17 protein-coding genes are annotated in these 24620 nt (G+C 62.7%); 8 read left to right on the forward strand and 9 right to left on the reverse strand.

Features of this window, described 5'->3' with window-relative positions:
• Positions 1–19: 19 nt before the first annotated feature.
• Together fbaA and AAFP32_RS15020 are read right to left on the reverse strand one after the other, a co-directional pair.
• Positions 20–1042, reverse strand: coding sequence for a class II fructose-bisphosphate aldolase (fbaA, locus tag AAFP32_RS15015; protein ID WP_101643492.1), 1023 nt, complete (start codon positions 1040–1042; stop codon positions 20–22).
• Between the two features lie 259 nt (positions 1043–1301).
• On the reverse strand, positions 1302–3185 hold the full coding sequence (locus tag AAFP32_RS15020; RefSeq protein ID WP_350269804.1) for a BCCT family transporter: 1884 nt from the start codon (positions 3183–3185) through the stop codon (positions 1302–1304).
• A gap of 166 nt (positions 3186–3351) precedes the next feature.
• Between AAFP32_RS15020 and AAFP32_RS15025 the strand changes: the two genes are divergently transcribed.
• Positions 3352–4671: an MFS transporter gene (locus AAFP32_RS15025; RefSeq protein WP_350269805.1), complete on the forward strand. Its 1320-nt coding sequence runs from the start codon at positions 3352–3354 to the stop codon at positions 4669–4671.
• A 155-nt stretch (positions 4672–4826) separates the two neighbouring features.
• Here AAFP32_RS15025 and AAFP32_RS15030 read toward each other — a convergent pair whose 3' ends face one another.
• Positions 4827–4967 (reverse strand): hypothetical protein, encoded by a 141-nt coding sequence (locus AAFP32_RS15030; RefSeq protein ID WP_350269806.1) that lies wholly within the window; start codon positions 4965–4967, stop codon positions 4827–4829.
• A 93-nt stretch (positions 4968–5060) separates the two neighbouring features.
• Here AAFP32_RS15030 and AAFP32_RS15035 point away from each other — a divergent pair, with 93 nt between their 5' ends.
• The 4 genes from AAFP32_RS15035 (at position 5061) to AAFP32_RS15050 (ending at position 11597) form a co-directional block, all read left to right on the forward strand.
• Complete coding sequence (locus AAFP32_RS15035) at positions 5061–5798, forward strand: TetR/AcrR family transcriptional regulator (RefSeq protein ID WP_101643499.1); 738 nt, start codon at positions 5061–5063, stop codon at positions 5796–5798.
• On the forward strand, positions 5795–6814 hold the full coding sequence (locus AAFP32_RS15040) for an ABC transporter ATP-binding protein (RefSeq protein WP_350269807.1): 1020 nt from the start codon (positions 5795–5797) through the stop codon (positions 6812–6814). Before AAFP32_RS15035 ends, AAFP32_RS15040 begins: the two co-directional genes overlap by 4 nt.
• Positions 6811–8517 carry an ABC transporter permease gene (locus tag AAFP32_RS15045; RefSeq protein WP_350269808.1) on the forward strand — a complete coding sequence of 569 codons (1707 nt, stop codon included), beginning with the start codon at positions 6811–6813 and terminating at the stop codon, positions 8515–8517. Before AAFP32_RS15040 ends, AAFP32_RS15045 begins: the two co-directional genes overlap by 4 nt.
• 1325 nt (positions 8518–9842) lie before the next feature.
• Positions 9843–11597, forward strand: a complete 1755-nt coding sequence (locus AAFP32_RS15050) for an FAD/NAD(P)-binding protein (protein WP_350269809.1) — start codon at positions 9843–9845, stop codon at positions 11595–11597.
• A 61-nt stretch (positions 11598–11658) separates the two neighbouring features.
• Here the strand turns inward: AAFP32_RS15050 and AAFP32_RS15055 are convergent, their stop codons facing one another.
• From AAFP32_RS15055 to AAFP32_RS15070, 4 genes are read right to left on the reverse strand one after another with little or no spacing between them, the layout of a single operon-like run.
• Complete coding sequence (locus AAFP32_RS15055) at positions 11659–13923, reverse strand: LuxR C-terminal-related transcriptional regulator (RefSeq protein ID WP_350269810.1); 2265 nt, start codon at positions 13921–13923, stop codon at positions 11659–11661.
• Positions 13920–14921: an LCP family protein gene (locus tag AAFP32_RS15060; RefSeq protein WP_350269811.1), complete on the reverse strand. Its 1002-nt coding sequence runs from the start codon at positions 14919–14921 to the stop codon at positions 13920–13922. The genes AAFP32_RS15055 and AAFP32_RS15060 overlap by 4 nt, the downstream gene beginning before the upstream one ends.
• Entirely contained in the window at positions 14918–16051 is a 1134-nt protein-coding gene (locus AAFP32_RS15065; protein ID WP_350269812.1) for an aminotransferase class I/II-fold pyridoxal phosphate-dependent enzyme, read from the reverse strand. The genes AAFP32_RS15060 and AAFP32_RS15065 overlap by 4 nt, the downstream gene beginning before the upstream one ends.
• Entirely contained in the window at positions 16048–17979 is a 1932-nt protein-coding gene (locus AAFP32_RS15070; RefSeq protein ID WP_350269813.1) for an SDR family NAD(P)-dependent oxidoreductase, read from the reverse strand. Before AAFP32_RS15070 ends, AAFP32_RS15065 begins: the two co-directional genes overlap by 4 nt.
• 323 nt (positions 17980–18302) lie before the next feature.
• Between AAFP32_RS15070 and AAFP32_RS15075 the strand changes: the two genes are divergently transcribed.
• On the forward strand, positions 18303–19373 hold the full coding sequence (locus AAFP32_RS15075) for a glycosyltransferase (protein WP_350269814.1): 1071 nt from the start codon (positions 18303–18305) through the stop codon (positions 19371–19373).
• A complete protein-coding gene (locus AAFP32_RS15080; protein ID WP_350269815.1) occupies positions 19363–20436 on the forward strand; it encodes a glycosyltransferase family 2 protein in 1074 nt (357 codons plus the stop codon). Before AAFP32_RS15075 ends, AAFP32_RS15080 begins: the two co-directional genes overlap by 11 nt.
• A 39-nt stretch (positions 20437–20475) precedes the next feature.
• Here the strand turns inward: AAFP32_RS15080 and AAFP32_RS15085 are convergent, their stop codons facing one another.
• Positions 20476–21570: an EpsG family protein gene (locus tag AAFP32_RS15085; protein WP_350269816.1), complete on the reverse strand. Its 1095-nt coding sequence runs from the start codon at positions 21568–21570 to the stop codon at positions 20476–20478.
• Positions 21567–23027: a polysaccharide biosynthesis tyrosine autokinase gene (locus tag AAFP32_RS15090; RefSeq protein WP_350269817.1), complete on the reverse strand. Its 1461-nt coding sequence runs from the start codon at positions 23025–23027 to the stop codon at positions 21567–21569. The genes AAFP32_RS15085 and AAFP32_RS15090 overlap by 4 nt, the downstream gene beginning before the upstream one ends.
• A gap of 291 nt (positions 23028–23318) precedes the next feature.
• Between AAFP32_RS15090 and AAFP32_RS15095 the strand changes: the two genes are divergently transcribed.
• Complete coding sequence (locus AAFP32_RS15095) at positions 23319–24560, forward strand: lipopolysaccharide biosynthesis protein (protein WP_350269818.1); 1242 nt, start codon at positions 23319–23321, stop codon at positions 24558–24560.
• The last annotated feature ends 60 nt before the right edge of the window (positions 24561–24620 follow it).

The raw sequence follows: 24620 nt of genomic DNA on the forward strand, positions 1-24620 counted from the left end.
CCTCCGGAGCCCGTGTCTCTTACTTCAGGCTGGTGCCGGCTGAACCGAGGTTCTCACACGCCTGACCAACCCGGGCAGCCATCGCCGCTTCGCCGGCCTTGCCATAGGAACGCGGATCGTAGAGCTTCTTGTCTCCGACCTCACCGTCGATCTTGAGCACACTGTCGTAATTGCGGAACATGTGCTCGACCACCGGCCGGGTGAAGGCGTACTGAGTGTCCGTGTCGATGTTCATCTTCACCACTCCGTGGCGGACCGCCTCGCCGATCTCTTCCGTGCTCGAACCCGAGCCGCCGTGGAAGACCAGATCGAAGGGCTTGTCCTTGCCCACCTCGGCACCGACATCGGTTTGGATCTCACCGAGGAGCGAGGGACGCAGTTTCACATTGCCTGGCTTGTAGACGCCGTGGACGTTTCCGAAGGTCAGGGCTGTGAGGTAGCGACCCTTCTCGCCGGTGCCCAGGGCCCGGACCGTGGCCAGGCCATCGGCGACCGAGGTGTAGAGCTTGTCGTTGATCTCGTTCTCGACGCCGTCCTCTTCGCCGCCGACGACGCCGACCTCGATCTCGAGGATCGAGTGTGCAGCCGCCGAGAGCTCGAGCAGCTCCTCGGCGAGGACAAGGTTCTCCCCCAGCGGAACAGCAGAACCATCCCACATATGTGACTGGAAGTAGGGCTCACCGCCGTTCTTCACACGTTCGGTCGAGAGGGCCAGCAGCGGCTTCACCCATTCCTCGACCTCCTTCTTCGGGGCATGGTCCGTGTGCAGGGCGATGTTGACGTCGTAGCTCTTGGCCACCTCGGCGGCGAAGACCGAGAACGCAACCGCACCGCGGACACGGTCCTTGATCGTCGGACCCGAGATGTACTCGGCACCACCGGTCGAGATCTGCACGATGCCGTCGGACCCGGCCTCGGCGAAGCCCCGGATGGCGGCATTGATCGTCTGGGATGAGGTGCAGTTGATCGCGGGATAGGCGAAGCCCTCGGACTTCGCCCGGTTGATCATCTCGGCATACACTTCGGGGCTTGCGATGGGCATATGGGCTCCTAGGTCGTTCGTGGTGATGCGCTTTCTGTTGCTCCCAGGTTACTCGGTCTGACCGTCGGCGGCAGAAGCAGACATCGGGATGTACACGGAACTTTCACTCGGGGCAGGCCCCGACCGCGTGGGTGCCGCAGACACCAGAGGCGACCCGGGAAGAACCCGGGTCGCCTCTGGTGTGTTGACCGTGCCGCTGCGGGCATGCCCTGACATGGGCAATGCCCTCAGCGGGCAGTCACCCTATCTGGGCAGTCGCCTACTGACGAGTGCCTCTGGGCCTGCGGTCCTCCTTCGACCCTCTGCTCAACACACCCTTGGTGCGTGACAGCCGGTAGTCGATGCGAGCATCGACCTTATCGCCGAGGTACTCATCGAAGTCATCAGCGATATGCTCACCGACCTCGTGGTAGCGCTGGCCGGTTTCGATCTCTCTGGTCCGCTTGGCTTCGATCTGGAAGGCCCTCACGGTGGCGATCGCAATGAGTATCAAAATGATGCTGAAGGGCAGAGCGGTAGCCAACGAGGCCGCCTGCAGCGCGCCGAGTCCGCCCGCAACGAGCAGTCCGATCGCCAGTGCACCTTCGAGCGCGGCCCACAGGACGCGCGACCACACCGGAGGATTCGGATGTCCACCGGACGCCAGCATGTCGACGACCAGCGAGCCGGAGTCCGAGGAGGTGATGAAGAAGATCGCGACCAGGATGATCGCCACAGCAGAAAGGATGCTGCCCATTGGAAGCGAGCCGAGCACATCGAAGAGAACCTTCTCCGCGACAACGCCTTCTTCCGGATCGACGAGGCCACCGTCGCCGAAGAGCTCCCGGTAGATGCCCGTGCCGCCCAGTGCGGCGAACCAGATGAACCCGACGACTGTCGGTACGAGCAGGACACCGGCGATGAACTCACGAACGGTCCGGCCCTTTGAGATGCGTGAAATGAACACGCCGACGAAAGGCGCCCAGGAGATCCACCAGCCCCAGTAGAAGATCGTCCAGTTCGAGGCCCAGGTCGCACCTTCTTCGCCGGTGTAGGCACCGACGTCGAAGGTCATATTGAAGAAGTTCGCGAGGTAGACACCGAAGGATTCGACGAGGTTCTGGAACAGGAACAGCGTGGGTCCCAGCAACAGCACAGCGATGAGGAGCAGTCCCGCCAACGACAGGTTGATGTTCGAGAGCCACTTGATTCCTGCGCCGACGCCCGAGATGACGGACAGAGTCGCGAGGAACGTGATGATGACGATGAGGATGACGAGGAGCGTGTTGTCGTATTCGCCGACCAGCCCGATCTCTTTGAGCCCTGACGAGATCTGCTGGACTCCTAGGCCCAGTGATGTCGCGATGCCGAAGACCGTGCCGAAGATGGCGAGGATATCGATGACATCGCCCATCCAGCCCTTGACCCGATGGCCAAGCAGCGGCTCGAGCGCCCACCGGATGGAAACCGGACGTCCACGACGGTGGATTGCATAGGCCAAGGCCAGACCGATCACGGCGTAGATCGCCCAGGGATGCAGTCCCCAGTGGATGAAGGTCTGCGCCATTGCCAGTCTGGCAATCTCGGGCTCGTCACCCGTCCACCCCGGCTTAGGGTCCGAAGTCGCATAGGACAGTGGCTCGCCAACGCCGTAGAAGACCAGGCCGATGCCCATGCCCGCGGCAAAGAGCATGGCAAACCAGGAGAAGACGCCGAATTCGGGCTTCTCATCGTCACGACTGAGTCTGATCTTTCCGAATTTCGAGAACCCGATCACGATCGAGAAGATGACGAATCCGCCGATGACCAGCATGTAGTACCAACCGAGGTCCGCGACAATCCAGCCGTTGATACTGGTGAGCACCCTATTGGTGCCGTCGGGCAGGAAGATCGCCAACAGTGCGACAGCAAGGATGGTGATCAGCGCAGGCCAGAAGACGGCCGGAGCCACCATGCCCTTGCCCAGGCGCACCCCCTGTGCCTTCAGCTTCGCGGTGATCTCATCATCGGTGTCGGCATCTGCCAGCGACACATCGCTGGGCAGGTGCAACCGGATCGGATCAGGCGAATCGATCAGCAGGTGGGGGTTGTCGATGTCGTTTTTCGGCGTTGGTGCGGACGTCTCTCCCGCCCCAACGTTCTCCTTCTCGTCGGAGTTATCCATGAGGCCTTTCGGATCGTGTGGACGTGAACGCCTACCCACTCTGCCCCAATCTACCGATGCTATCAAGCTATTCCCAGGAGACTGTCGGGACAATCACTACGAAAACGGCGTCGGTCGGCGTGGTCACCAGCGCCAGCGTCCACAATGATTCATCTACAGTGGCGTCATGCAGACGAATCCGATATCGCCGGCGGGGGCACGTGTCCGAATTCTGAGTTGGGCCCTGTGGGACTGGGGATCGGCATCGTTCAACGCAGTCATCATCACCTTCGTCTTCGCCCCGTATCTGACGAAGAGCGTCGCGGCGAGCGAGGAGGCAGGCTCCTCAGCTCTCGGCTGGTCGATGGCCGCAGCCGGGCTCATCATCGCCCTGGTCGCACCGGCCTCGGGCACTCGAGCCGACTCCGGCGGACGGCACAAGATGTGGCTGGGAGTCCACACCGGAATCGTCATTCTCACGATGTTCGGACTCTTCTTCGTCCGAGACTCCCCTGAATACCTGTGGCTGGGCCTTCTTCTCATCGCCATGGGCAGCGTGTTCTTCGAATTCGCCGAGGTGTCCTACAACGGCATCATGGTCCGAATCAGCCAACCTGACAACGTCGGGAAGGTCTCCGGCTTCGGCTGGGGCATGGGCTACGCCGGAGGTCTCGTTCTCCTCGTCCTCCTCCTTGTCCTAATCATCCAGCCCGAGGTGGGGCTCTTCGGCGCCGGGGATGAGGGCGGTATGAGGTTCCGGGTCGTCGCTGCCCTGTCTGCGGTCTGGTTCGCGATCTTCGCCCTGCCGGTGCTGTTCACCGCACCAAGCGCAAAGGCTAAGAACCCCTCGGCTGGGAGCCCGATCAGGGCTTTCCTCGCCGACTATGCTGCGCTCGTCCGCCGCCTGGTGCGGATGTGGAGGGAGGAGCACCAAACGCTGCGGTTCTTCATCGCCTCGGCGGTATTCCGCGACGGACTGGCCGCGATCTTCGCGTTCGCCGGAGTGCTGGCTGCCGGCAGCTACGGATTCTCTCCCTCAGAGATCATCATCCTAGGCGTGGCCGCCAACGTCGCGGCCGGCACGGGCGCCATGATCGCCGGATTCTTCGACGACCGGCTCGGACCGAAGCCCGTCATCATCGCCGGACTCATCATCATCCTCATCGGTGGCCTGCCGATCCTCCTCAGCGGCGATCCCGTCGTGTTCTGGATCTGCGCTCTTGTGCTCAGCTTCTGCGTCGGACCGGTACAGGCCTCGAGCAGGTCCTTCCTGGCCAGGATCACTCCACCCGAACGTGCCGGGGAGAACTTCGGACTCTACGCCACGACCGGTCGGGCTGTGAGCTTCCTGGGACCGGCGATGTTCGCTGTTTCGATCTCGATCCTCGGCTTCCAGCGGGCGGGCACGCTGGGGATCCTCTTGGTGCTGTTCATCGGCCTACTCCTCATCATCCCGGTCAAACCCGACGCCCCGGCGAAGTCGATGCAGGCACAGACCGAGCGCTGAGGCGTACCGCCGCCGCTGGAGCCTGCACCGCCGCTGCGCCAACGGTTGGCAAGTTGTCTTCGATGATTGAGTCTCAGATCGAAGAGAACTTGCCAACCGTTTCGCATTCTCGTGCTGAGTCCCTCGGGAGAGTCGAAAGTCGATTCGCAGGTGACTCACGTCTCACCGGCGATACCGCTGAAGGTGAAGACACCGTTGCCGTCGGGCATCGACCCATCGACATTGAAATCCTCGGCGGCAACCAGTCCTGCTCGAACTGGCTGGACAACTCCCGGCGCTTCTCGTCGTGTTCGCATCATCGACCGCCGGGGCGACTCCCCGTCTGCTCGCTCCGAAGGAATCCACTCGCCCCATTGACCCCATGACTGAACACGCGTTTAATATTAAACATGCATTCAGCACATGAGGAAGTGAACTCGAAGAAGCCGACAGCGGCGCAGAACCCCGAACCGGCAGAGGCAAAGCCGGTTCGTTCTCCCAATGCCTCTCCGGAGACCGCGGACCGGATTCGCACTGCTGCAATTTCGGAGTTCGCCACACATGGGTTCACGAAGTCGACGATCCGCAGCATCGCCTCGGCTGCGGGAGTCTCTCCGGGGCTGGTCATTCACCACTTCGGCTCGAAGGACGGGCTGCGCACGGCCTGTGACAATCACGTCTTCGCGGCGATCGCCGAGTCGAAGGCACAGAATGCCGAATACGCCGTCCACGCCATGCAGATGGTCTTCGACGACCCGAACATGAGCACGAAGATCGACTACCTCATGAAGTCCCTGCTTGACCCCAGCGAGCACGGTCAGCGCTATTTCGAGCACTACGTCGACCTCGTCGAGGATTACATCACCCACGGCTTCGCCGGGTACACATTCCGACACAGTGACGACCCTCGCGGCCAGGCGGCCACGATCGCAACCCTCGCCCTCGCCCCGTCGATACTCGCCCAACGGCTGCAGACGTCCTTGGGCACGAGTGGTACAGCGGAGACGATGACACGCCTCGCGCCGCATCTGCTCGACCTCTACCTCAACGGCGCCCTTGCATCGACTCCCGCAGGGGAGCCCGGACCCACCGAAGCTGGGGACACAGATCCAGAACCCGCCGACCCCAATGGAGGCGATCAACCATGACCACAACGACGAACACCCCACCGTCCACCTCGGCGGTTGCCGACACCAGCTCCATGGCCATCTCCATGAGGGACGTGGTCAAGAGCTATGGCCACGTCCGCGCGCTCGACGGGCTGTCCCTTGACGTCGCCCGGGGCGAGGTCCACGGGTTCCTGGGGCCGAACGGAGCCGGCAAATCGACGGCCATCAGGATCCTGCTCGGCATCCTCAAACGCGATTCGGGTCGCATAGACCTCCTCGGGCAGGACCCATGGGCGAAAGCGGTGTCACTGCATCGCAGGCTCGCCTACGTTCCCGGTGATGTCGAGCTCTGGCCGAGCCTGACCGGCGGCGAGGCGATCGATCTGTTCGCACGTCTGCGCGGCGGAGTCGACACGCGCAGACGGGACGAGCTCATCGAGCGCTTCGACCTCGACCCTCGCAAGAAGGGGCGGACATACTCGAAGGGAAATCGGCAGAAAGTCGCACTGATCTCCGCACTGGCCTCACACGTCGACCTTCTGCTGCTCGACGAACCGACCGCCGGACTCGACCCGCTCATGGAGGCTGTCTTCCAGCAGTGCATCAGAGAGGCAAAGGAAGAAGGTCGCACAGTACTGCTCTCAAGCCACATCCTCGCCCAGGTGGAGGCACTCGCCGACCGTGTGTCGATCATCAGGTCGGGACGAATCGTCGAATCCGGGGCCCTGTCGGACCTGCGCCACCTCTCCCGGACAACTGTCACCGTCGAAGTGGAATCTAACATTCCACAGCTGAAGAACATGCGCGGAGTCCACGACCTGGTCCGTGAGGGAGCGCGGCTGCACTTCAGCGCCGACACCGCCGAGCTTCCCGCCATCATGCGTACTCTCGGCGAGCACGACATCCGGGCGCTGACAGCGACTCCGCCGACGCTCGAGCAGCTTCTGCTGCGTCATTACGGCGGCCCCACCGGCACCGGTCCTGCCGATCGCAGCAACTCTGCGAGCCCTCATACGGGTTACGGCAAGGGGCTCCTCGCCCAGGAGGGATCATGACTCTGCTGGCGAGTACCGGCGGCCTCCCCCGCCGCAATGATGCACGGTTGGCCCAACCCGTCCGGGGCGGTCATTCGAAAGACTCCGCCGGCTCCGAGATGACAGGACTATGGACCCTGCTGCGGCTCATGGGCAGACGAGACAGGTGGCGAGCGCCCATCTGGATCCTCAGCCTCGCCGCCCTCACCGCCTACTTCGCCAATGCGATCGCAGTGATCATGGACGAAGACACCCTGGCGTCGATGGTGGTGTTCGCGAAGAATCCCGTGATGGGACTGATCACCGGCCCGGGTTACGGAATGGACGAGATCACGATCCCTCGTTTCGTCGTAGGCATGTACGGGATCTTCCTCATGCTCGGTGCCGCGCTGATGTCGATCACCACGATGACTCGGCATACTCGAGCCGAGGAGCAGACCGGGCGGGCGGAGCTGCTTCGGGCGAACGTCACCGGCCGCCATACGCAGCTTCTCGCCGCACTCGCTCTCACCTTGGTCATGAACCTCTTCGCAGGCTTGTTCATGACCCTGGCATTCTTCTTCTCCGAGGCTTACCCTGACCCCTTCTCCTCCGCCCTCCTCTTCGGTGCGAGCATCTGCGCGGCAGGCTGCGTGTTCGCAGCGATCACGGGTGTCACCGTGCAACTGAGCTCGTTCGCTCGGGCAGCGTCTGGCATGGCCGGTGCTGTGCTGGCTGCGGCGTTCGTCGTCCGCGGCCTCGGTGACATGTCGGCCGTTTCGGGAGGCGACCTGAAGTGGCTCTCCTGGCTCTCCCCTCTGGGCTGGTCGCAGCAGACTGCCCCGTACACGCTCGACCGATGGACTCCGCTGCTGTTGTCGGTGGTTGCCATCGTCATCCTCATCCCCGTGAGCCTGCTCCTGCAGTCCCGCCGTGACCTGACCGCAGGAATCTTCGCCGACCGCCTCGGCCGGCCCCACGCCTCAGCTGCACTGTCGACAAGTACGGGGCTGGCACTCCGGCTGCAGCGTTCGAGTCTGTTCTGGTGGTCGATCGGGGTCTTCGCCATGGCGCTGGTCTTCGGGTCCTTCACCGGAACCATGCGCGACGGTGCGGCTGGGATGCCGCCGGAGATCCTCGATCTCATGGGCGGCCCACGCGGAATCGTCGACGGCTACATGGGCTACATGGCCCTCTACTTCGCCACGATCGTCGCCGCCTACGCAATCATTGCCAGCTCGGGTCTGCGGGCTGAGGAGACGGGGCTGCGGGCCGAACCCGTGCTCGCCACGGCCGTGGGGCGCGGCCGGTGGGTGATGTCGTGGACGCTCGTGACGATGCTGGGCTCACTCTGGCTGATGGCCCTGGCCGGAGTCGCCGAGGGGCTGGGTGCGGCCGCATCGACCGGTGATTGGTCGCTGCTGGGACCGGCGGTCCTCGGTCACGTCGCACAGACAGCATCTGTGTGGGCTCTGCTCGGGCTCGCCCTTGCACTCTACGGCGCCGCACCGAGGTTGCAGGGACTGACCTGGATCGTCTTCGTCTACGGCGCCGGCATGGCCCTGTTCGGACAGATGATGCGCCTCGACGATGCTGTCCTCGACACCTCCGTGTTCGTTCACATCGGGCAGTATCCGGCCCAAGATCTGTCCGCAGGTGCGGTCGTGGCCCTGGCTGTGGCCACCGCGGTTCTTCTGGCCTTAGGTGTGATCGGGTTCCGACGACGAGATCTCATCACGGCCTGACCCCTTGGCCTGCCTGCCATCGCGGAATTCGCAGGACGAGCTCGCCCACGGTGTATAGACGACCGCCACGCCCGAGGACTACCGTGGCCTGGTGCACAGGCTCCGGAGGCTGTCGACTGATGAGTACTGGAGCTTAGTCGGGCAGCACCCAGATGTCGGTTATCAGCAGGCGCAGCAATAGGGCGCCGTAGCAACCACGCTTGGAATATCGAACTCGGCGGCTGGCGCACTGGCAGACACACTGCGAACAGGCGGGTGGTGCGCGGCCGCGAGGAGGCTCACCCTTGTCTTGGAAATCGCCGATCGCAATTGGTCCACGCAGCAGCCTCTGTCCTACCTCCTCGCTCTGTGGGACACCGTGAGGGAAGGCTCTCTGGGCCGCTTCTGCCTGACTCTAGCGCGGTCGGTGGGTGCTCTTGTGGTGTCAAAACCTCTACCGGCGGGGTCACCGATACCCGGCACGAGGCGGATCCGACGTCGGGACCGGCGCAGTTCAAGTCCGAGATGGGTGACCACGTGGCCCTGGCTCGAAATTTCGATTCTACGATCAAGCACCACGAAACAGTTCTTCTCCGTGCTGAGACTTTGATGCAACATCTTCGAGACCTGAATCATCAAGAACCCTTGGGCCACAAGCTCGAGCAGCTGAGACTCGGTGCAGCTGAGGCACCGAAAACGGTCTGCTGCGATCCCTCGAACCGTCCGCAGCGCGGTTGTCAGCGCGCTTCTATCCCAGAGAAGTGCCCGAACAATGGCTGAAGAGCTCATCGAAGATCACAGCATACGAACTGAGGTCGAAGCGCCGGTTCCGGTCCTGACGAGCCAGAAGCACCATCAGCAGGAGTGACGTCACCCAGGCCGAGTGTCCGACAGCCGTGATGAACACTGTTGCCACTTCTACCTCCCAGTCGAGGCGCAGAAGGGCCGCAGTTTTGATCGCGGCCAATTCTCCGAATTTACGGCCAGCCGCTGCAGGTCCTTGTTCGCGCGCTCAACGTCGAGTCGATCGAATGTCCTCGGCGCGGATGCCACGAGTGCGACCGGACCAGTTCGTCGACGATGAGAGGCGCGGCAAACTCCTCAGCCAGGCGAGTCAAGCGCCGATCTGTGCGCTCAGGGTCCCCGCTGACCATCACCGTCAGGACAGTCCGCGCTGTCACGGCGAGCAACGGAAAGTCGCCGTCGCCGTGTGCGTCCGAGGCCTGACCGGCAGACGATCCCAAAGGGCAGAGGCAACACCAATTGAAACTAATTCGTCACCATAAATTACTTCCTCACGGTCTACCATGGGTTCACCGCGTGTCATTACGACGAAAGAAGTCCCAATGGTGAGAAATCCTTCAGCATATGAAGCGGACATTGCAGTCCTCGGCTCAGGAGCCTCGGGCACCCATGGGCTGCTGCGGACCCTCGCCCTTCTGACCGACCGGATGTCATCAACCGATGACATGATCCGCATCGCTGTGATCGAGCGCGATCAGCAGTTTCACTCCGGCATTCCCTACGGTCACCGGTCCGGCAGGTCTTCCCTGCTGATCTCTGCGCTGGAGAGCTTCCTCCCCGACCGTGAGCGCAGCGAATTCATCGGCTGGCTGGAGGAGAGACGAGAGGAGATGCTCGACTGGGCGACAGACGGCCGAACCCCTGACTCGACCCTGGCCAAGCTGATGGACCGGGACTGGATCCTCCGCCATGAGGACGAGGTGCGTGCAGGACGGTGGGACGATCTCTATCTTCCGCGCAGGCTCTATGGCCAGTATCTGTCGGAGCTGGTTGAACGCGCCGTCGAAGCAGCCCGACGACTCGTCGAAGTCGACTTCCTTCACGCCGATGTCAACGAGGTGATCGGCGACGGCCATGGTGGTGCTCATCTGCGTGAGCGCGACAGTGACGGCGAGGTTCTCTTCGAGGTCCACGCTCATTCCGTGCTGCTGGCCATCGGCTCGCCCCCTGTGCGAAGTCTCGCCGTATCCGGTGCCCCAGTTGATGCCGGGCGGGCCACAACAGACGCCGATTCGGCCACAGTCGACGGCGGCCTGGCCAGCGTCGACGGTGGTCAGGCCACAGTCGACGACCTTCTCGACACGGGACTGGTCGCCGATATCCACACTCCTGAGATCGAGCACGTGATCGAGAAGATCAGGGTTCGGCTTGAGTCGCTGCCAGCTGAGAAGCGGACAATCCTGCTCATCGGCGGCAATGCCGACGCGCTTGAGTTCCTGCTCGCCTCGCACAGGCTCAGGCAGGACACCGGCACCCGGCTCTCCATCCTCTCTTCACGGGGGCGACCTCATTACTGGCACCATGACCTGCCGGGTGAGCAGGCCTCGACTCCGATCCTCGACCACCTGTTCGCGACCGCCGAGGCCGGAGCCCCATTGCGCGCCCGGGACCTGCATGCCGCAGTCCGCGCAGAACTCACCGCGGCGATCTCCCAGGGAAACGTCAACTCGACGATCGCGGCGCTTATCACTGCGGTCGGCTCATCCCTGCGGTATATGGACGATTTCGAGCTGTGCTCAATGGCCACCGACCATGGAGTCGCCATCTCAGACCTGCTGCGTCGAGCCGGCGGCGATTCGCTCGACTTCCTCACCGACGGCATCGCTGACGGGTCCATCACCTGTATTCCCGGGCGCTTCCGCGAAGCGCATGTTCGCGAGGACATGCTGTTCGCCACTGTGGATCAGCTCCCAGGGTCGGCACCCAACCCGGGCGACGAGGTAACGAGCAACGACGCCCAGCGCAACCCGGACCACGGCTACGCTGTGATCGTCAATGGGACCGGATTCGAGCGGGTGACGGACACCCGTTCTCCTCTCCTTCGGCAGATGCTCGGATCGGGAACCGTCCGTGCCTCAGCGGCGAGGACAGGGCTCTCCCTCGACGAAAAGTTCCAGGCCGCACCGGGCATCTTCGTCCTCGGACCGTTGATCGCCGGTCACCATCACGGGGGCTCAGCCTACTGGCACATCGAAAGCGTGGCCCGGATCATCCAACTCGCGGACGCAGTGACCGACAGCCTCGTCACCGAAACCATCAGCAAACGCTCGATGAGACAGCCCCTGCTCGCGCCTTGAGACCGTGCCCTGATGTCGATGACATCGATGGCATTCGTCGCTGCCTCACGGGTCAACACACCTAGCCTCCCTCGGAACCGAGGTAGCCGAGCACCCGAGCGCGCGTGACTGCTGCTTCCCGTCCGCTGACTCCGAGCTTCCGATAGAGGGAGGAGAGGTTGTTCTTCACAGTCCCCTGGACCAACAGCAGATCGCGGGCGATCTCAGCGACGCTGGCCCCCTGATCGAGCTTTTCCAGCAGAGTCATCTCACGGCGTCCGAGCATCGGGAAGTCGACCAGCCCGACCACTGCCTCACCGAGGTTCCTCAGCTTGTCCATGCACACGGCAAGGGATTCGCTGTCGAAAGATCGGCGGCTCGCTGAGTGGGCCAGCGGCACAAGGACCTCCGTGATACTCTGCCAGATCGGCTCATCTGCACTCATGCGCATGAGCTCCTGCCGTTCGGCCACGGGCAACCGCGCAATCGGCAGCACTGTGCCCAGCAAGACGGAGAGTTCCAACAGCTCCACAAACGCCAGGCGTGCTGCTTCCCGATCACCGACGCGCAACAGCGCCGCCGCTTTGATTCCCGTCAGTTCGGCTCGGTCGCGTGTGTCTACGTGGTTCTCGTAGTACTGCGCCTCAGCGATGCGGATAGCAGCTTCATTGCGTCCGGCCACCAGCTCGCTACGCGCAAACAGTACCTGGCTGACTCCCGAAATGCCGGACAGTTTCTCCAACAATATTTCGGCCCGATGCAGCTGACCGAGGCTGATGAGCATGCCGATGCGCGAAGCCATGAGCATCTCCGCTGCTCCGCCGGTCGCGCAGACGCCATGAGCGTGCATATCGATGGACTCCTCTGACCTCAGAAGAGCCGACCGTGAGCTCGCCACCAGCTGCGACAGCATCCTTTCAATGATCGGCACGTGAAACCACAGGTCAGCCATCTCCGAGTAGTCGCGCATTCGCCGCACTGTTTCCTCCGCTGCGCTCAAATCCAGCTTGTCGATGCTGCGATAGGCCTCCACGATCAGAGCAGCCGGCCGGAAGCTCTGCTCCTGCACAAACGGCGGGGCGTCGAGACGAGCAAATTCGACGATCTCAGCGTCAGCACGTTCATGATCACCGGCGAGATATGAAGCCAGAGCCGTCCAGGCCGTGACCGCGGGAGAGAGGAAGTCCCCGACCACACTGTCCTCCTTCACCTCATCCTCAATCGACCTCAGCAGCGCCAAGGCGCGTCCCGGCTCACACGCGAGCACACTGTGGATCGAAGCATGCAGGCGAACGATCCGGCGCGGACGTCGCGCCACTCCACTAGCAACCCAAGCTGCACCAGCCGCGGCCGCAGCATGATGCTGACCGCCAGCGCCGAGGCGAGTCATCTCACTCATCACCGCGTGGAAACGCGATGGAGCGCCTGCTTCACCCAGCAGCACTCGCTCAGCGAATTGCCCGATCGGATCGTCTTCTGCCCCTAGATCGCGACGCAGCGCTCCCGGAGCCGTGAGGTGAGCGACCAGCTCTCTCAGCAGCAGGCTCGAAGGAGCCTCGGTGAGTGGACCGGCGTCGAGCAGTGCCTCCTGCATCATTGTGGCCACCGTGGTGACCTCTCTCAATTCCGGGACAGCACGCAGCGCGGGGGCGGGCAACTGAGCGAACGCCGCTACGCTTGATCGATGGTGGCGATAGAACAGCGGATATCCGCAGGCGAGGAATATGCGGTCAAGCAACTCCCACGCACGCGCACGCCGCGCCAGTACGAGGGCGTTGTCCACCAACAGCGAATCGGGAGAGCTCGCCAATTCGAGCTGCGATGTGAAGGCTTCTGCCAGTGACTTCTCGACTTCTGCCGAGATACCTTCCGCCCCTTCCTCGATCAGACTCTTCCGTGCCCAGGCTGCGATGAGGAGAGGCACGAACCACTGCGATTCCTCCGGTCCAGCCGTCACCGCGCCGGACATCTGCAGCCGCAGCAGCACAGTCGGAACATCAACCGAGGCAGGGTTCGTCCACCGCTCAGCGGACACTTCGAACGCGATCCGGGCGACTCCTTCGTCGAATTCGGCGAGGAGCGAGAGCACCTCGAGTGCATGCTGATCGGACGTCGAGAGCGGAAGCGAGAAGTCATTCGTCTCGGAGACGACGAAGTCCGCGAGTCCGGCCGAGCCCAGCAACTCTTCCAAACTCCGCCCTGTGGCTTGAACCGCAGACACGGCAACACCTGCAAAAGACTCCCAGCCCCCGCTGGCAGTGTGGATGATCTGCGCCGCGTCTGCGTCGAGATCGAATTTAGCCTGCAGCTGGGCAGAGGTGAGCTTCTTCGCAGCTTGGTCGATCATCGGTGCCTGTCTTCCGCGCGGAAGCTATAGTCGGAGACGGTGTCATCGGCAATCGCCTGCTTCAGCTTCTCGAGGCCGCCGCGGTCGGCGGTCAGTCGCACTCCGTCGCCATCAGTGACGACGGGAACCTCTGTCGGAGCGGTGACGAAGTCGAAATCGTCCTCGCTTATCCCCTTGAGCTGGGTCCCCAACTTGACCAGCTTGCTGGCATTGAGTCCGGAGTCCACGGTGAGGAAAGGACTGAGCACTCGGATCAGTTCAGACATCTTCACCGGGTTGAACTCGTAATCCGACGACACCACTTGAGTACCGACTGCACGGATGAACTCCTGTTGATTGCGGATTCGTTGGAGGTCACCTTTCGGGAATGCTGTGCGCTCGCAGACGAACGCGAGCGCAGCTTCACCGCCAAGTGTGTTGGACCCGACTCTGAAATCATGGCCTCCGGATTCGAATGCCGTCGACGACTCGACTTCCACCCCGCCGACGAGGTCGGTCAGAGCACTGAGCCCAGCGAGGTCGACGACAGCGACATGGTCGATGTCGACGGCGAGGAACTCGGAGATCGTCTGCACAGCCAGCGGCAGACCGCCGTCTTCGGCAGAGGACTCGACCGTGCCTTGCCCGTGGCCGGGTACCCGCACCCAGGTGTCGTTCGGGATGGATACTAGCTGGACCCCGCTGCGATCGGCGGGGATATGGACCACCATGATCATGTCAGTCAGGAACCCAGTGGAAGCAGTTGAATCCGCGGGCCCCGGAGCCGACTCCATGGCATTGGTGCCGAGGAACAGAATGTCGATTGCCTCCGGCCCATCGTCACTGTCCTGCTGCTTCGATGTCTGCAGCTGTTTCGCCAGAGCAGGGTCGTCAATTTTCGCGGTCCCTGAATCCCAGGACAGCCCCAGATACCCGGTGTACGCACCGACTCCGGCTCCGAAGATGAGAAGGACCACGACCATAAGGCCCGCCCCGATGATGAATGTCTGCTTCTTCATACTTTGACTGCCTCATCGATGAGGGCTGCAATCTCCGCAACCACTTGACTACGGTCTTCCGGGGGCAGCTCCGTGCTCGACGGGAGTGCCAGTCCAGTCTGAAACAGCTCCTCTGCGCGTCCCGTGATGTAGCGCCGATCGCAGCCTTCGTGGACGGGCTGGAGGTGCATGGGCTTGAACACCGGGCGGGTTTCGACTCCCGAGCGCAGCAGGGATTCGCTCAGCGACCAAGCATCGGTGCCTGATTCGGGCCCGACGATGAGCACGCTCATCCAGCAGTTGCCGTCAGCGGCATCGAGGAGTCGCATCCCGTTGACCTCTCTCAACGCTTCGTCATACGCCCGGTGGTGGGAGCGTTTGATCGCCACGATCTCCTCGAGCCTCTCGAGCTGGGCCAAACCGAGCGCTGCAAGAAGGTTGGACAAACGGTAGTTGTATCCCACCTCGGTGTGTTCGTAGTGCACCACCGGCTGCCGTGCCTGGGTCGAGAGATAGCGCACACGTGCGGCAGTTTCTGGGTCGGAGCAGAGGACTGCACCACCCGAGGAAGTGGTGATGATCTTATTGCCGTTGAAGGACAGCGCGGCGACCTCGCCGAACGATCCGGCCGGTTCCCCACCCAGGCTGGCACCCAGCGACTCGGCGGCATCGGAGATGACAACAGCATCATAGGCCGCAGCGATCTGCCCGATTCGCAGGTAGTCTGCAGGGCGTCCATAGAGGTCGACGGGCATCACTGCACGGATCGGACGCATTGTGACGAGGGAATCGGCACAGGCGGCCTCAAGCACTGCGACGTCCATGAGACCTGTGTCATCGCAGTCGATGAACACCGGTTCGGCGCCGACGTAGTGGAGGGCATTGACCGTCGCGGCGAAGGTGAGCGTCGACACCGCAACGCGGTCTCCGTGCCCGATCCCCTGCACCAGCAGGGCCAGATGCAGCGCAGCGGTTCCAGAACTCACTGCCACGGCATGAGAGCGGCCGGTGACGGTGGCCAAGCACGATTCGAACTCATCAAGCTGCGGACCGGCTGGAGCCACCCAGCCGGATCGCAGTGCGGCGACGACCGCTCCTTCTTCCTTCGCTCCCACAGATGGGATGCACAGGGGAATACGGGTCGCCATCATGACCAGCTCGTCCCCGCCAGGTCGAGACTACCCGCTGCCTGGCCGATTACGGCCTCTTCGACGGCAGGCAACTTCTCGAAAGTCACTGCGGTGGGCACGGCGGTCGACGCTGCGGTGGACGCCTCGGCATTTACACCGTCCACAGTCTCCACATAGCAGTCGCGGATGTTCTCTAGAGTGGTTTCCGGGAGGGGGACTGCAGTCGGGTCCAAGGGTGAGACCTCAACAGTCCACGACACGCCGTTGGCAGAGCTGCGATCGAGCTCTTCGGGAGAGAACAGCTCTTCGTGCAGCTTCTCCCCCGTGCGCAGGCCGGTGTAGACGATGGGACACGACCGCCCTGTCAGGGCCATCACCCGTTTCGCCAGATCAACGATGCGGACGGGTTCGCCCATGTCGAGGACCTGCGTCTGGCCGCTGCTGCCCAAGGCTGCGGCTCGCAGCACCAGAAAACAGGCTTCGGGAATGGTCATGAAGAACCGTGTGACGTCCGGATGTGTCACGGTCAGCGGTCCGCCGCGACGAATCTGATCGGCGAAGGAGATGAGCACCGACCCACGCGAGCCGAGGACATTTCCGAACCGCACCGACACATAGGGAAGGCCCGTGACGGCGGCATAGTGGGCGGTGAAGCGTTCCGCGACGAACTTCGACCGTCCCAGTTCACTGCTGGGGTTCGCTGCCTTGTCCGTGGAGATGTTGACGAATCTGCCGACACCGTGCTTCTGGGCTGCGCGCAGGACGTTCAACGAGCCGTGCACATTGGTCTTCCACCCCTCGGCGGGATAACTTTCGAGCATCGGAAGATGCTTGAGCGCGGCCGCGTGGATGACGATGTCTGGCTTGTGCTTGGCGAAGGCGTGATCCAGCGCCTGTGGGTCACGGATGTCGGCGAGGACGAGGTCGGGAGAGTCCATCAGGGCTCTGCCCTCGAGGCTCATGCACAGGGAGTGCAGCTCCGACTCATCACGGTCGAGCATGATCAGCCGACTCGGGGAGTGCCGCGAGATGATCCTGCACAGTTCGGATCCGATGGAGCCGCCGGCACCGGTGACGAGCACGGTACGCCCTTCGACGAGACGGGAGATCTGTTCGCTCTCGGGCTCGATGGCGGGTCTGCCGATGAGATCGGTGACGTCGAGGTCGCGGATATCGGAGAGCCCGATGTCCGATGAGAGCATGTACAAGGGCGAGGGCACCGCGCGCACCCAAGTCGTCTCCGGCTCCAGGCGCTGAACCAGTGAAGTGAACACCTGTGCCGGCGCATCGGCGATGCCGACGATGACTCCGGCGGCATGCGAAGCGGCGACCACCTCGGCGACGGAGGAAATCGTGCCCCGGACGGGAACACCGTGGATGAGTTGCCGGGCCTTGCCCGGGTCATCGTCGATGATGGCCACGGGACGGTAGGGGCTGAGCGGATCCGCCATCATCTGGGAGACCAGGGAGGCACCGAGGTCTCCTGCGCCGACGACAATGACCGGCTCACCAGCCACAGGCACAAGTCTCAGCTGTTGGAGGACTCGGACGAGCTGCCTGATGAAGATCATGAGCGCTTGGGCGAAGAGCAGAGCCAGAAGCAGCCAAGGGATGTCCTCCCGGTATTCCGGGACTGCCCCCATCAGAGCAGCGCCGGTGAAGAGGATGCCTGCAACCAGACCCTGATTTCGCAGTTCACGGTCTGAGCCGAGCTGGTACCGGTTCCGATACAGCGAAAGCAGGTAGCCCAGGCTGAGTTGACCGATGACGAGTATCGGCAGCAGAAGAAGAAACTCGCCGCCCCAGACGCGCCCGAACAGGGAGACGACGAGGAACCACGAGATGATGAGGGCTGACCCGTCGAGGCAGGCCAGGCCGAGAGCGCTGGAATAGGGCCGACGACGAGGACCGTCATCGGCGGACGGTAAGGGGCTTGGGAGTTCATTCATTGTTTTCACGAGGCCCACGATTCCTCAGCCGTCACACAGCCAATAGGGGGTCACCTCCGGACAGCCGTGTGTCACTACTCTGTCATGATCGGGTCATCACTGGCTCCCGATACTCAGTTACCCGACATGACCTGGGACTCACGGTTCACGCCCCCTCACATCGGCCGCCGGACACCTGGACACCCTGCGATGCCGCTCTCGACGGTTGACCGCACGGAGTCTGCGGATGACCGTAGTCGGCTGGGATTCCAGCGATTTCGCATACGGCACTCTCCTATTCTGAGATTGTCAGCGAGAGCAGAGATCAGGGACGGTGACGCAGCGTGAGAATCGGCCTATTGGCCAGCACCGGTGGGATGCTGGACTCCTTTTTCATCGAGATCGCAGAGTCGTGGCGATCATATGGACATAAAGTCAGCTTCGCAGCCGGGACCTCGATGGTTTCGTCTCAGGCGACTCTGATTCCCGGGCTCTCCCGCCGCCCCGACCTGGGAATGGTTCGAGCCCTGGCCGCCCTGCGGCGCTGGTCGGAGGGCGAAGATCTCGATGTCATCGTCACGAACTCGGCAACCGCATCGGCGCTGGTGAGACTGGCAGGGACGAGAGCCCCTGTCGTCTACTTCTGTCACGGGCTGCACTGGAACGAGGCCCGCTCATTCGGGGACCGGGTGTGGCCGATCATTGAGCGCATGCTCCTACCGCGCACCGCCGGCATCATCTCGATCAATTCGGACGACCAGACCTGGTTCGCCAACCGCCTCAACGACGGTCGTCGGCTGCACTTGTCCGCGGGGGTCGGCCTCGACCTGCTCCGATACCCCGTTCAAGACCTGCCGAGCGGTCCGCTTCGGCTGTGCTGGATCGGTGAGTTCTCCACTCGCAAACGCCCGCATCTGGCCCTGGACACAGCGTCCGAACTGCATCGGCGAGGATTCGAGTTCCATCTCGAGATGCTCGGCGAGGGAGACTTCCGCACGCAGATCCGCGCCGAAATCTCTGACCGGGGCCTGTCGGGGATCGTCTCCGCGGATGGTCCGGGTGACGCGGCCGCGGCCCTCGCTAGGAGTCACGCTCTGGTGCATACAGCACAGTGGGAGGGCCTGCCACGTGTCATGTTGGAGAGTCTCGCGATCGGCCGAGGAAGCTATGCCTTCGATGTCAAGGGTGTACGCGACGTTCCCCTGGCTCAGCTGAGTGCTGACGGCGAAGCGGCAGAGCTTGCCGCACGGATCGCCGCTGACTGGGAATCGGGACGCCTGCGCCAGCCCCTGGCCTTCGACCGAAACCTCCTCGACTACTCACATGCTGCCGATGGGATCCGGAACTTCCTGCCCACCTTCGTCGACAGCGCGCCGAGAACGTCCACGGCGCAGAGGAATCGCCATGTCGAATGATGCACTGATCTCCGTCATCATCCCCGTCCACAATGGCGAGGAATACTTAGCTGCCTGCCTGCGGTCGGTACTCGCTCAGTGCCATGAGCATCTTGAACTCATCGTCGTCGATGACGGATCCACCGACGGAACCCGGGCGATCCTCGAGGACTTCGGCACTCGGGACCCGCGGATCACTCGTCTACAGACCGACCATGCCGGCGCCTCAGCGGCACGCAACGCCGCGCTCGCAAAGGCGCGGGGCGAATGGATCATGTTCGTCGACGCCGACGACCAGCTGCTCAGCCCCTGTCTGCTCAAAGTTGTCGCAGGCTGCTCGGAGTCCGCCGTCGACGTGGTCACCTTCGAGACCAGCAGCAACCCCGCCGACATCGCCGATGCCCGCGAGGCTGCACTCATTGCCCGGCACAGGTGTGTAGGCGAAGAGACCCTGTGCACACGGCCGCATCCGGTCCTCGATTCGTCTTATCTGGGCCCGAAGATCATCGACGAATCGTTCAATACGGTGTGGAACAAGGCCTACCGTTCTGCAGCTCTGGCCCGATCAGTGGCGCGTTTCCCTACCGGGGTCCACCTTGGCGAAGATCTGCTGTTCAATCTCTCCTTCGCTCGCGCCGCCTCGGCTGGGAGCCACCTACCTCTGCTGGGTTACTACTACAGGCGGGACAATTCGGCGTCGGTGACCAAACGGTTCATTCCCGGAAAACATGATGAGCTGATGCTCGTCAATGACGCTCTGCAGCAGTTCGCCTCGGACCTGAGCTCACCCGACCTCATCGCCGCGGCCGGATACATCCGGGCCAAGAATGCGGTCTCCTCAACCAGGGATCTCCACCACCAGCAGTGCCCTTTCCCTCTGCACGAGAAGTTGGCAGCGGCCAAGGCATATCGGAGTGCAGCAACGCGTGTGGGCGTCAGGGGTCTGGGACCCGTTCAGCGGATGTTCGGCACCGTCTACAATCTGCTCGACTATCGGGTGCTGTTCCTCCTCACCGGACTGCTCGCAGCGGCGAACCGGCGGGGCGATTCACTGAGCCGACGACGCTGGGTGGCAATTCGCTGAACCGACGCGGGCGATAGGTGTTGCTCGGCGTGTCCAAATTCAGGTGTTGAGCAGCGTGTCCATTGCGCCGATGTACTGGCTCCAGCCGAGGAAGGTGACCATGAGGGCGACACTTCCCAGTCCCTGTTTCCAGCCCTTCAGGCAGAGCACCGGGATCGTCACGATCAAGGGCACGATCGACCAGGAATAAGCGGCCACTCTGTCGCTGTAATAGACGAATCCCAGCGCCAGGTAGTACGTATTGAGAATGACGAAGGCGTGGAACAGGTGTCGGTACCAGTCAGGCAGGCCGTCGATCGTCCTCAGCACAACGTAGCCCATGACCAGGACGCAGAGGCCGAGGATCCAGAAGTCCAATCTGTTCGTTCCGCCTGTGTACAGGTCAGCATTCTCAGGATCGGTGTAGGTTTCGAGTTCCTCCGAACCGGCGGCGAACGGTGCCAACAGGGCCGCGTTGAGTCCTGTGAGGAACAGCAGAGAGAACACCGCCCAAACTCCCACGAGGAAGGCGGTAGAGGTCTTCGGCAGATAGCGGATGCCGAGCAGCAGCAGGGCAGCGGGAATTGCCGACCAGTGGAAGAGTGAGGCAATGGCCAGCCACACGAGAGTCTGCCACAGGCGAGCCTGCCGGCAGATCGAGACCAGAGCAAGCAGGATGAACAGCAGAGACAGCCCCTGCCGAAGGAGATAGCTCGAATACCCGGTGAAGAAGCCGAAGCAGAAGGTGATGTAGTAGACGACGGTGACCTGCCATGTCGACCTCAGCAGCCAGAGCAGGGCGAGGGCCAGCACAATCGAGCTGAGCAGTGCAACGACGAAGAAGTAGACTTTCGGGTCGTGGGTGAAGAGACCGATGAGCCACCCCAACAGGAGGAAGGCAGGTTCGCGGCCCTCGCTGTCATAGGTGTAGAAGACTTCGCCTGTGGGGGCGAAGCTGAGGATCTGGAACTCCGTCGAGTAGATCGCCTTGTCGGAGATGTCGTAGTTCCCCAGTGCCGCAACGATGGTGTTGATCAGAACCAGCGAAATCAGCGGAAGCAGAGCATTGCTCCAATGCCGCAGCTGCGGGACTCTCCAGCTCAGAACGAGCATGAGGACCCAGACAGTCGTCAACCCGAACCAGATGGCCATCATGATCGTTCAGAGCCTCCGTCGTTGTGGATCAACGGCAGAGGGCTGGTCGGCGGCTCCGATGTCTGGGCGGGGGCACCGTGCGCCGAGTGCATCTGCGGCTCCGACTGCTCGGACTGGATTCCGTATGTCCGGTTCCGGTCGGCTTCTGCTGCGGACAGATCGGCCCTGTTGAGGACGAGACCGATCGGAGCCCCCAGCTCGTCCAGCGCCCGGACGGATTCTGCGACGGCTCGGGACTTCACCCTCCCAGCGCCCGCGACGAGAAGGGTCCTGCTGGCCAGTCGGGAGAGGACGAGGCTGTCTGCCACAGGCAGCAGCGGTGGACCGTCTAGAATGACGAGGTCGAATCTGCCTGCCAGTTCGGATACCAGTTCTGCCATCGCACGGGTCTCGAGCAGTTCCGCGGGGTTGGGCGGAATCTCTCCGGCCGTGAGCACGCTGAGGTCGTGATCGCCCCAGGACTGCAGCAATTCGCTGAGGTCGAGGCCTCCGACCAAGGCAGTCGTGAGGCCGGCCGCGTTCTCCAGCCCCAATCGTGCGGCCACACTCGGTCGTCGAAGGTCAGCATCAACGAGGACGACGCTCTGCCCAGCCCGTGCGCTCGCGATGGCGAGGTCGAGGCTGAGCGTGGTCTTGCCCTCCCCCGGCTGCGCCGAGGTCACGAGAAGGACGATGGTCTCTTCGTCGATGTGGGCGAATCGGAGATTGGTCCGCAGCCGAAGAATCGACTCACTTCGGATACCTGGAATCGCTGGTCCGCCCATGGCGGACTCGTGGACGATGGCGCGATCCTCCGGCACTGATGCCATCAACGGCGCCGAGGTGATTGCTGCCAGGTCGTCCTTCGTCCGGACCACACTGTCTAATGTTCCGCGCACAATTGCAATGGCGATGCCTGCCGCCAGACCGAGCAGTGCACCGATGGGCACGGAGGCCCACTGCGGTAGGCCGTCCGAACTCTCCGGTGCCACCGCCGTATTCGCCTCGATCAGATTGATGGCAGCTGTATCGGTCTTCCCCGGATTTTCGAGGAGTCCGATCCTCTCCGTCAGACTGCGGGCCACCGCAGTCGACAACCGAGCCGCACCGTGTGCATCCTCGGCCTGAGCCTGAACGGTGATAAGGACGGTCTCAGGGTCGCTGAATGCTTCGACCTGGCTGGCCAGCGCTTCCGGAGTGGTGTCGAGTCCCAAGTCTGAGATCACGGGTTCGAGGACGGATTCGCTGCCGACCATGCCCACATAGGTCTGGATCCGCTCCTTGATGAAGTCCGAAGCCATGCGCATCTCATAGGGATCGCCTGAGGTGGGCACAGACACGAACAGCTCGGTGCGTGCCGAATACGTTGGCGGGAGTAGGGCCGAGACCCCGAATCCGCCCAATCCGCCGGCCACCACGGTGAGCATGAGCAGCACGATGTGACGGCGGAGGAGGTGCAGAATTTGCTGGAGTTTCATCAGAGATCAGCTTCGGTCGGGCCGGAGAACCGGCATGAGACGACATCGCAGCTCAGCTCGATGTCCAGGACTCGTACTTGCACTCTCAGCCTAGTGAGACTTAGCCAGAGAAGGATCCCTTCCCGACCCGGACTACGGTTCACCGCGAGGGATGCACGGAATGCCGCAGATGTCAGGAGCACATCCGCAATCCGACCGCGAAGCCGGCCGCGGAAGCGCCGGCGGGGACCATACTGGAATCTGGCCTTCGTCATCCTGGGGCCGCGCCCACCGCCGAGGAGGAAGTCACCGATGCACAGTTCCCGATCCTCTTTCGCGCTGGTCACTTTGGGCAATGTCGCGGTTGCCGGCGCCCAGTGGTATCTGGTGTGGCTGTTCGCTCAGCAGAGCGGACCGATCGCCGTCGGCCACTACTCGACGCTGATCGCGATCATGACACCGGTATTCATCGCCACGCAGCTCGGTCTGCGCAACCTCTTCGTCACCCTGAGGCAGACTGTGCGCTGGCGCATCTATCTCGGATGCCGACTGTCCACTGTCGGTCTGTCTATCCTCATCATCACCGGTTTGGTCGTCGTCGGGCCTGCTCAGATCGACTCTGAGCTCGCTGTCCCGCTGCTCATGATCAAGGTCAGCGATTCGATCGGTGATCTGTTCTATGCCCGACTGCAGAAGACCGAGCGTCTCTTCGCCTTCGGTCTCATCCTCATCGGCGTGGCCACTGTCAGCGCAATCACGGTCACCGCGGTGATCCTCATGACCGGATCAGTCGTCACCGCACTGTGGTCCGCTGCAGTGGTGTCAGGCGCGGGCGCCCTGGTCACCATCTGGGTCGCATCCGCCAAACCACCCGAAACTCCAGATGCCGTAGAGTCACGGACCTCGGTACGTGACGAAATTCGTGCGCTCATCTCCGCAGGAGTCCCGATGTCGCTGATGCAGGGAGTCTATTCCCTGCTGTCCTATGTGCCGCTTGCCGTGGTCACCTGGTTCGGATCACCCAGCGACGTCGGACGCTACGCTTCGGCCGCCTACCTCGTCGTCTTCGCCAACCTGGTCGGCGCGTCGATCGAAACAGTGGTGTTGCCGGCCTTTCGCACCATCCACGACAACGAGGGCCCCGTGATTCTGCGACGCAGAGTGAAGCGGCTGTGCGCGATCGCCTTGACCAGTCTCGTCCCCTTCGTCGTGCTTGCACTATTCATCGGACCATGGCTGCTGTCGACTATCTACGGTGCCGATTTCATCCTCTCCCGAGAAGCTGTGCTCTTCCTTGCCCTGGCAGCGCTCTGCACATTGCCGACCTATCTGGCATCGGCGAATCTGCTTGTCCTCAACCGCTATTGGGCGACCTTCTTCGTCGGCGCTGCTGCGATCGGCACAGTTCTCGCAGGCGGCGGCATCGCCGGCTTGGCTGGAATGGCCGCTGTGGAAGCGGGATGTCTCGCAGTGTTCATCGGCTCGCTGACACGCCTGATGGGCGAGTTCTACTGTTCCCGACCCCGTCGCGAGTCATCGCCAGTCTCACTCTGACCGAGGCCGCGACAGTCATAGCCACGGATCCGGGCGATCGGGGTGACGGAATCGAACGGT

It is taken from the genome of Brevibacterium sp. CBA3109, from assembly GCF_040256645.1.
GTDB lineage: Bacteria > Actinomycetota > Actinomycetes > Actinomycetales > Brevibacteriaceae > Brevibacterium > Brevibacterium koreense.